Here is a 10666-nt window from a genome sequence, read left to right on the forward strand (position 1 = left end):
GACGGGCGTCGCCCGTCACCTGCCCACAACGTGATGAAGCGAGGAAGCGAAGATGGCACGTGCGGTCGGTATCGACCTGGGCACGACGAACTCCTGCGTCAGCGTTCTGGAGGGCGGTGAGCCCACCGTCATCGCCAACGCTGAAGGCTCGCGGACGACCCCGTCGATCGTCGCGTTCGCCCGCAACGGCGAGGTGCTCGTCGGTGAGGTCGCCAAGCGCCAGGCGGTGACGAACCCGGACCGGACCATCCGCTCGGTCAAGCGGGAGATCGGCACCAACTGGTCCGTCGACATCGACGGCAAGAAGTACACCCCGCAGGAGATCTCGGCCCGCACGCTGATGAAGCTCAAGCGGGACGCCGAGGCGTACCTGGGCGAGCAGATCACCGACGCGGTGATCACCGTCCCGGCCTACTTCAACGACGGCCAGCGCCAGTCCACCAAGGAGGCCGGCGAGATCGCCGGCTTCAACGTGCTGCGGATCGTGAACGAGCCGACCGCGGCGGCCCTGGCGTACGGGCTGGACAAGGGCTCCAAGGAGCAGACCGTCCTGGTCTTCGACCTCGGCGGCGGCACCTTCGACGTGTCGCTGCTCGAGCTGGCCGAGGGCGTCGTCGAGGTCAAGTCGACCAGCGGTGACAACAACCTCGGTGGCGACGACTGGGACCAGCGGATCATCGACCACCTGGTGAAGACCTTCCGGGGCGAGCACGGCATCGACCTGGGCCAGGACAAGATGGCCCTCCAGCGGCTCCGCGAGGCGGCTGAGAAGGCCAAGATCGAGCTGTCCGCCGCCACCACCACCAACATCAACCTGCCGTACATCACGGCCGGCGCGGCGGGCCCGCTGCACCTGGACGTGACCCTCAGCCGGGCCGAGTTCCAGCGGATGACGCAGGACCTGCTGGACCGCTGCAAGGGCCCGTTCGAGCAGGCCGTGAAGGACGCCGGCATCAAGGTCTCCGACGTCGAGCACGTCATCATGGTCGGCGGCTCGACCCGGATGCCGGCCGTGACCGACCTGGTCAAGCAGCTCACGGGCAAGGAGCCCAACAAGGGCGTCAACCCGGACGAGGTCGTCGCCGTCGGCGCCGCCCTTCAGGCCGGCGTGCTCAAGGGCGAGGTCAAGGACGTCCTGCTGCTCGACGTGACCCCGCTGAGCCTGGGCATCGAGACCAAGGGCGGCATCTTCACCAAGCTGATCGAGCGCAACACCACCATCCCGACCAAGCGCTCCGAGGTCTTCACCACGGCGGACGACAACCAGCCGTCGGTGCTGATCCAGGTGTTCCAGGGTGAGCGGGAGATCGCGGCCTACAACAAGAAGCTCGGCACCTTCGAGCTGACCGGCCTCCCGCCGGCGCCGCGCGGCGTGCCGCAGATCGAGGTCACCTTCGACATCGACGCCAACGGCATCGTCAACGTCCACGCCAAGGACCTCGGCACCGGCAAGGAACAGAAGATGACGATCACCGGCGGCTCCTCGCTGCCGAAGGACGACATCGAGCGCATGCGCCGCGACGCCGAGGAGCACGCCGAGGACGACAAGCGTCGCCGCGAGGAGGCCGAGACCCGCAACCTGGCCGAGGCGCTCCAGTGGCAGACCGAGAAGTTCCTGGCCGAGAGCGGCGACAAGCTGCCGGCGGAGTCCCGTGACAAGATCAACGAGGCGCTCGGCGACCTGCGCGGCGCGCTCGGCGGCCAGGACATCGAGAAGATCAAGTCGGCCCACGAGCGGCTGGCGCAGGTCTCCCAGGAGGCCGGCTCGCTGCTCTACGCCCAGCAGGGCGAGCAGCCGGGCGAGGCCGGTCCGGGCGCGGCGGGTGCCGCGGGCGCCGGGGCGACCGGCGGTACGCAGGCCGGCGGGCCCGCCGGCGGCGCGGACGACGTGGTCGACGCGGAGATCGTGGACGAGGACAAGGACAAGAAGTGACGGTTCGTCCCGGACACGGAACCACGGCAGAGGGATGAGGTAGCCCCATGACGGAGAAGCCACGAGCCGCCGACCCGGGTGCGACCGGGTCGACGCCGGGTGGCTCCGCGCCCGCCGAGCAGGCCGGCGACGGGCCGCGGGTCGTCATCCGTGACAACCGCAAGATCAGCGAGACGTCCGAGCCGGCCGCCGCCGACGCCGGTTCGGACGCCCCCGCCGAGGGCCTGGTCGAGGAGTCCGAGGTCGTCGTCGACGAGATCGAGGTCGAGGCGGCCGAGGTGACCGGCCCGCCCGTGGTGGACGCCCCGGCGCAGCCGGTCGACGGCGGCCCGACCGCGCTCGGCGCCGAACTCGAGGCGCTGCGCAAGGACCTCGACGAGCGGACCCGGGACCTCCAGCGGGTGACGGCGGAGTACGCCAACTACCGCAAGCGGGTGGACCGGGACAAGGGCCTGGTCACCGAGCAGGCGACCGGCGCGGTGCTCGCCGCGCTGCTGCCGATCCTCGACGACCTGGACCGGGCCCGCGAGCACGGCGACCTGGTCGGGCCGTTCGGCACCGTCGCCGAACAGCTCACCACGGCGCTCGGCAAGTTCGGGCTCACCCCGTTCGGCGAGCAGGGCGACCCGTTCGACCCGACCCGGCACGAGGCGGTCGCCCACCAGACCTCGGCCGACGTCACCGAGCCCACCTGCGTACAGGTGATGCGTCGGGGCTACCAGGTCGGTGAGCGGCTGTTGCGGCCCGCGATGGTCGCGGTCGCCGACCCGGAGTAGTGCGGAACGACGACCGGACCGTCCCGCCCGCCCGCAGAGGGCCGGCGGGACGGTCGGTCCCCAGCTAGGGAAGGGGGTGGACCGGTGAGTTCCAAGGACTGGATCGAGAAGGACTTCTACGCCGTGCTGGGCGTGGACAAGGCCGCCACCGCCGACGACGTCAAGAAGGCGTACCGGAAACTGGCCCGGGATTCGCACCCGGACCACAACCCCGGCGACCCGAAGGCCGAGGAGCGTTTCAAGGCCGCCTCCGAGGCGTACGCCGTCCTCGGCGACGACGCCAAGCGGCGGGAGTACGACGAACTGCGGTCGCTGTTCGGCTCGGGGGCGTTCCGGCGCGGGGCCCGTGGGGCCGGCCAGCCCGGCGGCGTGCCGTTCGACGTCTCCGACCTGTTCGGGGGCGCCGCGGCCGGGGGCGGTGACCGCCGCTTCGGCGGGGCCGGCTTCCAGGACCTGTTCAGCTCGATCTTCTCGGGCGGCGGTGCCGGCGGTCCCGCCGGCGGGGCGGCGGCCCGTGGCCCGGCCCGGGGGCGGGACGTCGAGGCCGAGGTGGCCCTCGACTTCGACGACGCCGTACGCGGGGTGACGCTCCCGCTGACGCTGCGCGCCCCCGGGGTGTGCGACACCTGCCACGGCAACGGGGCCAAGCCCGGCACCCAGCCGCGCACCTGCCCGGTGTGCCACGGGGCCGGGGTGAGCAACCGCAACCAGGGGTCGTTCAGCTTCTCCGAGCCGTGCCGCAACTGCCAGGGCGTGGGCACGGTCGTGGACGAGAAGTGCCCCGAGTGCCAGGGCACCGGCGGGGTCACCAAGACCCGCACGCTGAACGTCCGCTTCCCGGCGGGCGTGGCCGACGGCCAGAAGATCCGGCTGGCCGGGCGGGGCGAGCCCGGCGCGCGAGGTGGCCCGGCGGGCGACCTCTTCGTACACGTGAAGGTGCGGCCGGACGAACTGTTCGGGCGTACCGGCGACGACCTCACGCTGACGGTGCCGGTCACGTTCGCGGAGGCCGTGCTCGGCACGGACCTGCGGGTGCCCACCCTCGACGGCACGGTGACCCTGCGGGTGCCACCGGGCACGCCGAGCGGCCGGATCCTGCGGGCGCGTGGCAAGGGGGTGGTCCGCCGTGACGGTCAGGCGGGCGACCTGCTGGTGACCCTGGACGTGGTGGTACCCGCGAAGGTGTCCGACGAGGCGCGAGCGGCGTTGGAGGACTTCGCCGCGCAGACCCCGCCGGCCGCCCGGGAACATCTCGAGGCGCGGGTACGTCGATTCAGTTGACCCGGTGTTCAGTCGGCTCGGTGGAGTGCACGCGGAGGTGAGCGGGATGTCGGACGAGTTCGTCGGCTCGGGTGACCCTGCCTACGAGGCCAAGGTGCTGATGATCTCGGTGGCGGCGCGGATGGCGGGGATGCACCCGCAGACCCTGCGCCAGTACGACCGGTTGGGCCTGGTCCAGCCGGGACGTGCCGCCGGCGGTGGGCGCCGCTACAGCGTCCGCGACGTGGTGCTGCTGCGCGAGGTGCAGCGGCTCAGCCAGGACGACGGGATCAACCTGGCCGGGGTCAAGCGGATCATCGGGCTGGAGCGGCTGCTGGAGCAGGCGCAGCAGCGGGTGGCCCGGCTGGAGGCGGAGCTGGACGCCGCGTACCGGCGGATCGCCGAACTGGAGGCGCTGGCCCGCTTCCCGGGCAGCGATCTCGTGCCGACCAACCGCACCTCCACCGCGCTGGTGGTCTGGCGTCCCCGCCGGGGCCCCGAGCGCTGACGACACCTCCCGCGCCCGGCCGCTCTCCTGCGGCCGGGCGCGGTCGTCTTTCCGCTCCCCGGCCGGTGGCCCTCGGCGGGCCAGGTGCGGTCGTCCTTCCGTTCGCGCTCGACTGCCCGGCGGCGGGCGTGGTCGCCACTGCCGGTCCTGCCGGTCCGCCGCGCCCGAACGTGGCTACCCTTCCGGCCCCGGCCCCGGGTGTGCCGCCGTCGGTCGCTGCCGCTGCCGCTGCCGCTGCCGCTGTCGCCGGTCGCCGCACCGCCTGCGTCGCTGGCGGGCAGGCCTTTCCGGCGCGTCGCGTCCGGCATACCGCCGAACACCGCTCCGCCTGAGCCACGGGTGGAACACCAGGGGTGTCTCCGCCTCCGGATGACACCCGTGGCGTTCCACCCGTCGCGGTTGCCGGTTTGCCGGCGGGGGAGGCACCGGATCCGCTAACCTGCGAATCAGGTCCAACCCGCTCAATCCGGACTCCAATGGCAGGGGGAGCCATGACGGAAGCCGCGAGGAAGGTTGCCCAGCAGGCGGAGGAACGGCTCGAGAAGGTGGCGAAGAACGTCCGGGAGAGTTTCGACCGGGTCACCGAGGGCAGCTTCACCGACAAGGTCAAGAACGGCGCGTTCGCCGACCGGGCCGACCACGGCACCGAGCAGGGACGCGACGAGGCGAGACGCCGCGAAAAGGGCGGATCGGAGCACTGACGTTCCGCCGACGTGCGGGCCGGGACCCACGGGGGGTCCCGGCCCGCACGTTGTCGGGGGTGCGGGCCGGGACGCCCGTGGGCTCCGTGCGGGGGTCGCGGCCCGCAGGTCGTCGGGGGGTGCGGGCCGGGACGCCCGTGGGCTCCGTGCGGGGGTCCCGGCCCGCACGTTGTCGGGGGTGCGGGCCGGGACGCCCGTGGGCTCCGTGCGGGGGTCGCGGCCCGCAGGTCGTCGGGGGTGCGGGCCGGGACGCCCGTGGGCTCCGTGCGGGGGTCGCGGCCCGTTCGTCGCCGGAGAGTGCCTGCGTCGCTCAGGCGATGCGGCGGTTCTCCCGGACCAGGCCGCCCTCGCACCAGTCCCGGTAGACGAAGAGTTCCGGGCGGGCCACCAGCACCCGGCTGTTGTACGCCCAGGTGCGCATCAGGTCGTCGCCGTCGCGCTCAGCCTGCTCCACGAGCTTGCGGAAGCGCCGCTTCGGGTGGGCGCGGAAGTTCGTCCGGATGCCGTCGGCGGCGTAGATGTAGAGGCAGTGCAGCGCGAACCGGCGCGCCGGGCAGGCCGGGTCCATCGCCAGGCCGAAGAGCACCGCCACCAGCCGGTCGCCGGAGACCAGCAGGTCCCAGTCCGGCGGCATCGAGGTCAGCGGTACGGAGTCCGGCTGGTAGGCCCACGCCCGCAACTCGGCGGGGGTCGGGTCGACGGGGTTGGCGAAGCCGTGGAACGTCGACTCCTGCACGCTCACCGGCCAACCTTCCGCTCTGAGCCCGCGCGGACGTCGGCCACCCGCGAGCTCTGGCTGCTGGGGCGAAACGGTAACCCGGAGCGCTGATCGGCGGTAGACCCCGCGCGGAGCAATTCGACATCCGTTGGCCGAGGGCCGACCCGACCGTACGGTCGATGCGGCCCTCGGCCGACGTCGATCAGTCCGCCACAGGTGCCGGCTGGGCCCGCTGCGCGGCGCCGCGCTGCCGCAGCCAGCGCTTGAACCACGCGAAGTCGGGCAGCCGCGCCAGCATCGGCCCGGTCACCACGGTGATCAGCACGTACGCCGTCGCGAGCGCCGCCAGTTTCGGTTCGACGCTGCCGGCTGCCACCGCGAGGCCCGCGATGACGATGGAGAACTCGCCCCGTGGCACGAGGGCCAGGCCGGCGCGCCATCGACCGGGTTCGGCGATGCCGACCCGGCGGGCCGCCAGGTAGCCGGTGAGGGTCTTCGTCGCCATGGTGACGATGGCCAGCGCGAGCGCGGGCAGCAGCACCGGCGGGATGTCCCGGGGATCGGTGACCAGGCCGAAGAAGACGAAGAAGACCGCCGCGAAGAGGTCACGCAGCGGCGTGAGCAGCTCCGTGGCGTTGTGTGCCACGGGCCCGGAGAGCGCGATGCCGACCAGGAACGCCCCGACCGCCGCCGACACCTGGAGCTTCGCCGCGATGCCGGCCACCAGCAGGGTCATCCCGAGTACGCCGAGCAGCAGCGCCTCCGGGTCCTTCGCCGACATGGCGGTGGAGATCAGGTTGCCGTACCGGATGGCGACCACCAGCACCAGGAGCACGGTGCCGACCGCGACGCCGAGCGCGATGCCGCCGCCGAGCAGGCCGGTGCCCGCCAGCACGGCCGTCAGCAGGGGCAGGTAGAGCGCCATGGCCAGGTCCTCGATCACCAGGACCGAGAGGATCACCGGCGTCTCCCGGTTACCGAGGCGACCGAGGTCGGCGAGCACCTTGGCGATGACACCCGACGAGGAGACCCAGGTGATGCCGGCGAGCACCAGGGCGGCGACCCAGTCCCAGCCGAGCAGCAGTGCGAACGCCGCCCCGGGCAGCGCGTTGAGCAGCCCGTCGATCAGCCCGGCGGGGGCCGCGGCGCGCAGGTTGCCGACGAGCTCGTTGGCCGAGTATTCGAGGCCGAGCATCACCAGCAGCAGGATCACGCCGATTTCGGCGCCGACCGCGAAGAACTCCTCGCTGGCGGCGAGGGGGAGCAGGCCGCCATGCCCGAAGGCGAGCCCGGCGAGCAGGTAGAGAGGGATGGGCGAGAGGCCGATCCGGCGGCTCAGCCGGCCCAGCAGGCCGAGCAGGAACAGCAGCGCACCGACTTCGATGAGCAGTGTTGTCGTGTGGTGCATCCGCGCCTCAGCCGTCCGGGTCGCTGTCGGCGAGGATGGCTGTCACGCCGTCGAGGCCCTGGCGGGTCCCGACGACGACCACCACGTCACCGGCCGCGAAGCGGAAGGACGGGTCCGGCGAGGCGATCACCTCGCCGTGGCGCAGCACCGCGACGATCGAGGCGCTCGTACGGGAGCGTGCCTGCGTGTCGCCGAGCTTCCGGTTGACGTACTTCGACCCGGCCGGAATGGCGATCTGCTCGGTGAGCAGCCCGGCGGCCTGGTCGCGCAGCCCGGAGAGCTGGCCCAGCATCAGGGACGCCCCGAGGATGTCTGCGAGCGCCTCCGCCTCGTCGTCGGTCAGCGGTATGTCGTGCTGACATGAGTCGGGATCGTCCGGGTCGTACAGGACGAGGTCACGGCGGCCATTGCGGTGGGAGACGACGCCGAGGCGGCGGCCGGATTCCGTCAGCAGATCGTGACGGACCCCGATGCCAGGCAGGGCGGTCTGTTCGACACGTACGCGCACGCGGTCAGGCTACTCCCCGCCGTCACCTGCGGATCCAGTCAGGACGCCGCCTGTCGCTGAGTGATCTGTCAGCGCTTCTCCGCCACGGATGCGGACGGCTCGCCTCGCCGAGGGCCGGACCCGGGGCCGGGGAGGTCGGCCCCTGCGCGGGACAGGTGTGAGCCAGCTCACGTGGCCAGGGTTGAGCGGAATAGGCTCAACTCTGGTTGTGTCCTTCCCAGTGGACACGCCGATCCGGGGGAGCCCATGAACACGGAACGTCTCACCACCAAGAGCCGCGAGGCCATCACCGGTGCCGTCGCGCTGGCGAACCAGCGCGGCCACGCCACCGTGGAGCCCTGGCACCTGCTGCTGTCACTGCTGGACACCGACGGTTCGACCGCCGCCGGCCTGCTGCGCGCCGTCGGGGCCGACCCCGGCGAGCTGCGCCGGGCGGCCCAGCGCTCGGTCGACAACCTGCCCGCCGCGCGGGGCTCCAGCATCGCCGAGCCGACCCTGGCCCGGGAGTTCGTCAACGCCATCGGGGCCGCCGAGCAGATCGCCCGGCCGCTCGGCGACGAGTACACCTCCACCGAGCACCTGCTCGCCGGCCTGGCCCGGGTGGGCGGCGCGGTGTCGAACGCGCTGAAGTCGGCCGGTGCCACCGAGGAGACGCTCGTCGCCGCCTTCCCGTCCGTACGCGGCGGGGACCGGCGGGTCACCAGCGCCGACCCCGAGCAGACCTACCAGGCCCTGGCCAAGTACGGCGTGGACCTCACCGCCAGCGCCCGCGACGGCAAGATCGACCCGGTCATCGGCCGGGACTCGGAGATCCGCCGGGTGATCCAGGTGCTGTCGCGGCGTACCAAGAACAACCCGGTGCTCATCGGCGAGCCGGGCGTCGGCAAGACCGCCATCGTGGAGGGCCTGGCCCAGCGGATCGTCGCCGGCGACGTGCCCGAGTCGCTGCGGGACAAGAAGCTCGTCTCGCTCGATCTGGGCGCGATGGTCGCCGGCGCGCAGTACCGCGGCCAGTTCGAGGAGCGGCTGAAGTCCGTCCTGGAGGAGATCAAGAACTCCGACGGGAAGGTCATCACCTTCCTCGACGAGTTGCACACCGTCGTCGGCGCCGGCAAGGGCGAGGGCTCGATGGACGCCGGCAACATGCTCAAGCCGATGCTGGCCCGCGGTGAGCTGCGCATGGTCGGCGCGACCACGCTGGACGAGTACCGCGAGCACATCGAGAAGGACCCGGCCCTCGAGCGCCGCTTCCAGCCGGTGCTGGTGGGCGAGCCGACGATCGAGGACACCATCGGCATCCTGCGCGGGCTGAAGGAGCGCTACGAGGTGCACCACGGCGTACGGATCACCGACGCCGCCCTGGTCGCCGCCGCCTCCCTGTCGGACCGCTACATCACCGACCGGTTCCTGCCGGACAAGGCGATCGACCTGGTCGACGAGTCCGCGTCCCGGCTCCGGATGGAGATCGACTCCCGGCCCGTCGAGGTGGACGAGATCGAGCGGGCGGTACGCCGGCTCGAGATCGAGGAGATGGCGCTGGCCAAGGAGCCGGACGCCGCCTCCGCCGAGCGGCTGGCGCGGCTGCGCAAGGAGCTGGCCGACAAGCGCGAGCAGCTCACCGTCCTGTCGGAGCGCTGGCAGCTGGAGAAGAGCCACATCACCAAGCTCTCCACGGCCAAGGAGGAGCTGGAGCGGCTCGGCGGCGAGGCCGAGCGGGCCGAGCGCGACGGCGAGCTGGAGCGGGCCGCCGAGCTGCGCTACGGCCGGATTCCCGCCCTCAAGGCCGAGCTGAAGCAGGCCGAGGAGGAGCTGTCCCGGCTCCAGGCCGAGGGCGCGATGCTCAAGGAGGAGGTCGGCGCCGACGACATCGCCGCCGTGGTCGCCTCCTGGACCGGCATCCCCGCCGGCCGGCTGCTGGAGGGCGAGACCGCCAAGCTGCTGCGGATGGAGGAGTCGCTCGGCACCCGCGTGGTCGGTCAGGCCGAGGCCGTCGGCTCCGTCTCGGACGCAGTGCGCCGCGCCCGGGCCGGCGTCGCCGACCCCGACCGCCCGACCGGCAGCTTCCTCTTCCTCGGCCCGACCGGCGTCGGCAAGACCGAGCTGGCCAAGGCGCTCGCCGAGTTCCTCTTCGACGACGAGCGGGCCATGGTCCGCATCGACATGAGCGAGTACGGCGAGAAGCACTCCGTCGCCCGGCTCGTCGGCGCCCCGCCCGGCTACGTCGGCTACGAGGAGGGCGGCCAGCTCACCGAGGCGGTGCGCCGCCGGCCGTACTCGGTGATCCTGCTCGACGAGGTCGAGAAGGCCCACCCGGACGTCTTCGACATCCTGCTCCAGGTGCTCGACGACGGCCGGCTCACCGACGGGCAGGGCCGTACGGTGGACTTCCGCAACGCGATCCTGATCCTCACCTCCAACCTGGGCTCGTCGGTGATCGGCGACCTGACGCTGGCCGAGGAGCAGCGCCGGGAGGGCGTCCTGGCGGTCGTCCGCGCGCACTTCAAGCCGGAGTTCCTCAACCGCCTCGACGACATCGTGGTCTTCGCCGCGCTGCTCGGGGACGACCTGCGGGCGATCGTCGACATCCAGCTCGACCGGATGCGCAAGCGTCTCGCCGACCGCCGCCTCGGCCTGGAGATCACCGAGCCGGCGCGGGTCTGGCTCGCCGAGCACGGGTACGACCCGATCTACGGCGCCCGCCCGCTGCGCCGCCTGGTCCAGACGGCCATCGGCGACCAACTCGCCAAGGCGCTCCTGTCGGGCCAGATCCGCGACGGCGACACGGTCAGAGTCGACCTGGCGGACACCAAGGACGCCCTAACGATCACCCGGGCCTAACCCCCCACCCACCCCC

9 protein-coding genes are annotated in these 10666 nt (G+C 72.4%); 6 read left to right on the forward strand and 3 right to left on the reverse strand.

Annotated features, from left to right (window positions below; translation table 11 throughout):
* Positions 1-52 precede the first annotated feature (52 nt).
* The 5 genes from dnaK (at position 53) to RM555_RS01790 (ending at position 5178) form a co-directional block, all read left to right on the forward strand.
* A complete protein-coding gene (gene dnaK, locus RM555_RS01770; protein ID WP_311410080.1) occupies positions 53-1933 on the forward strand; it encodes a molecular chaperone DnaK in 1881 nt (626 codons plus the stop codon).
* Positions 1934-1980: 47 nt separating this feature from the next.
* Complete coding sequence (gene grpE, locus RM555_RS01775; RefSeq protein ID WP_311410081.1) at positions 1981-2709, forward strand: nucleotide exchange factor GrpE; 729 nt, start codon at positions 1981-1983, stop codon at positions 2707-2709.
* A gap of 84 nt (positions 2710-2793) precedes the next feature.
* Positions 2794-3990, forward strand: a complete 1197-nt coding sequence (gene dnaJ / locus RM555_RS01780; protein ID WP_311410082.1) for a molecular chaperone DnaJ — start codon at positions 2794-2796, stop codon at positions 3988-3990.
* 46 nt (positions 3991-4036) lie between these two features.
* Positions 4037-4477: a heat shock protein transcriptional repressor HspR gene (locus RM555_RS01785; protein ID WP_121399143.1), complete on the forward strand. Its 441-nt coding sequence runs from the start codon at positions 4037-4039 to the stop codon at positions 4475-4477.
* 491 nt (positions 4478-4968) lie between these two features.
* Entirely contained in the window at positions 4969-5178 is a 210-nt protein-coding gene (locus RM555_RS01790; protein WP_311410083.1) for a hypothetical protein, read from the forward strand.
* A gap of 310 nt (positions 5179-5488) precedes the next feature.
* Here the strand turns inward: RM555_RS01790 and RM555_RS01795 are convergent, their stop codons facing one another.
* The 3 genes from RM555_RS01795 to RM555_RS01805 all read right to left on the reverse strand — a co-directional run bounded on the left by RM555_RS01795 (position 5489) and on the right by RM555_RS01805 (position 7812).
* Entirely contained in the window at positions 5489-5920 is a 432-nt protein-coding gene (locus RM555_RS01795) for a hypothetical protein (protein WP_311410084.1), read from the reverse strand.
* A 178-nt stretch (positions 5921-6098) separates the two neighbouring features.
* Positions 6099-7304: a cation:proton antiporter gene (locus RM555_RS01800; protein WP_311410085.1), complete on the reverse strand. Its 1206-nt coding sequence runs from the start codon at positions 7302-7304 to the stop codon at positions 6099-6101.
* A 7-nt stretch (positions 7305-7311) separates the two neighbouring features.
* Entirely contained in the window at positions 7312-7812 is a 501-nt protein-coding gene (locus RM555_RS01805) for a cation:proton antiporter regulatory subunit (protein WP_311410086.1), read from the reverse strand.
* 246 nt (positions 7813-8058) lie between these two features.
* Between RM555_RS01805 and clpB the strand changes: the two genes are divergently transcribed.
* Positions 8059-10650 carry an ATP-dependent chaperone ClpB gene (gene clpB, locus RM555_RS01810; protein ID WP_311410087.1) on the forward strand — a complete coding sequence of 864 codons (2592 nt, stop codon included), beginning with the start codon at positions 8059-8061 and terminating at the stop codon, positions 10648-10650.
* The last annotated feature ends 16 nt before the right edge of the window (positions 10651-10666 follow it).

It is taken from the genome of Micromonospora reichwaldensis (genome assembly GCF_031845925.1).
In the GTDB taxonomy this organism is placed as follows: Bacteria; Actinomycetota; Actinomycetes; order Mycobacteriales; family Micromonosporaceae; genus Micromonospora; species Micromonospora reichwaldensis.

Bases quoted from the DNA above. Each gene is read 5' to 3' on its own strand.
- clpB (WP_311410087.1), top strand. From the start codon at position 8,059: ATGAACACGGAACGTCTCACCACCAAGAGCCGCGAGGCCATCACCGGT.
- RM555_RS01800 (WP_311410085.1), bottom strand. From the start codon at position 7,304: ATGCACCACACGACAACACTGCTCATCGAAGTCGGTGCGCTGCTGTTC.
- grpE (WP_311410081.1), top strand. From the start codon at position 1,981: ATGACGGAGAAGCCACGAGCCGCCGACCCGGGTGCGACCGGGTCGACG.
- RM555_RS01790 (WP_311410083.1), top strand. From the start codon at position 4,969: ATGACGGAAGCCGCGAGGAAGGTTGCCCAGCAGGCGGAGGAACGGCTC.
- dnaK (WP_311410080.1), top strand. From the start codon at position 53: ATGGCACGTGCGGTCGGTATCGACCTGGGCACGACGAACTCCTGCGTC.
- RM555_RS01785 (WP_121399143.1), top strand. From the start codon at position 4,037: ATGTCGGACGAGTTCGTCGGCTCGGGTGACCCTGCCTACGAGGCCAAG.